This is a genomic window from Indolivaga macrotermitis (assembly GCF_900128985.1).
Taxonomy (GTDB): Bacteria; Bacteroidota; Bacteroidia; order Bacteroidales; family Dysgonomonadaceae; genus Dysgonomonas_A; species Dysgonomonas_A macrotermitis.
The window spans coordinates 1-1319 of sequence record NZ_FQUC01000046.1 but is presented as its reverse complement, the minus strand read 5'-3'; the positions used below and the strand labels follow the sequence as shown (position 1 = coordinate 1319).

General features: G+C 41.8%; 2 protein-coding genes. Both read right to left on the bottom strand.

Annotated features, from left to right (window positions below):
- Positions 1–281, bottom strand: a 281-nt coding sequence (locus BUC12_RS19655; RefSeq protein WP_175552657.1) for a YWFCY domain-containing protein, incomplete at its 3' end; no start/stop codon positions are given.
- Positions 282–399: 118 nt separating this feature from the next.
- The coding region (locus tag BUC12_RS19650; protein ID WP_073357359.1) for a relaxase/mobilization nuclease domain-containing protein at positions 400–1319 on the bottom strand (920 nt) is incomplete at its 5' end.

The window sequence follows — 1319 nt, the reverse complement described above, 5'->3', positions numbered from 1 at the left end:
TTATTCCATGTGATTTTTTCTTCTTTTACACCTTTTGTCCCGAGGCAGGACAACGCCAGAAACACCACGGCGAACAGCTTTGTCCAAAGTATATTGGAAAACAGCCCCGCCGTCTTTTGAAAATTCAGCAGTATCTTATCTACCACCCCGATATTAACGCCTGCTTCCTGTATGGACTGGTAACAGAACCAATAAATATTGATTACTACAAATAATATACTGATAGCCCGCATGAACTCCATGACTTTGGCTAATCCCCTTAAATCGTCTTCCTGTTGCATAATAAAATCAATTTGTTAATGAGTAAATGTGAAAATATGCCAATTAGTATATTAGCAAATGGTATTGTCGCTTCGCGCCAATTTTCAATTCAAATCTGCTAATTGCTCAATTTGCTAATTATAAACCGAATCCCTTGCGTTTCTTTTTTCTGCGCTTCATACGGTTAGTGAAAGCAAGTTCCTCGTAATCATCCCCGTGCTGTTCCATAGAGAATATCCCGGCAATAGCTTCGGCTGTTGATTCCTGTTCAGGCTGATAGTCCTGATTATTGATATGGAATTGTTTTTCATAATCAATACCTGAACTATCCTGCCTGCCGTTCCTGTTGAACAGCTCATGGAATACATTCGCCGAAAACTCCTTGCCTAAGCGCGAGCCATTAAATACAGTTTTCTCCTGATGGTCGATAAAGGTTACACCATAGATACGTTTATCATCGTTTTCACGGAATAATACGGATATACCATTTTTAGCGAGTTCCTTTTCAAAAACCTTTCGATCCGGTTTATTGGCTAAAAGCGTAGATATAATATTCCGGCTCCTGTTATATACAGCTTTCTCCTTCATGGATTGTTTGGAGAACGCGATCCGCTTCTGCAAAGCATCATAGCCGGCAGTTTTTCCAATCAGTGATGCCTTGAATGGATTGCCGACCTTTTCACCTTTCCTGTCCAGTGCCGAATAGACCAAGCCGTTATAGGCCTTGCCCCTGACTTCGCCTTTGACTTCTTCAACGGTTACACCATATATTGAAAGTACAGCCCGGTATTCATTGAGGCTCTGGAAGCGGTAGGACTTCATCACAACTTTTGCGACATTGGAAACCTGCTTCTTTACATCACCCGCTTTATAATCCACCCGTTTGAGAGGAAGGTTTTCCGGTTGCCGTTGCTTCTCAGCCGGAAGCAGGCTGTACTTTTTCTCCAACTCTTTACGAATAGCATCCGAACGTTTCTTTTCAAATGAATCGCTTATCTTTTTCCCGGTCTCGTCTACACGGACAGAAACGATATGTATATGTTTGCGGTCGATATCTT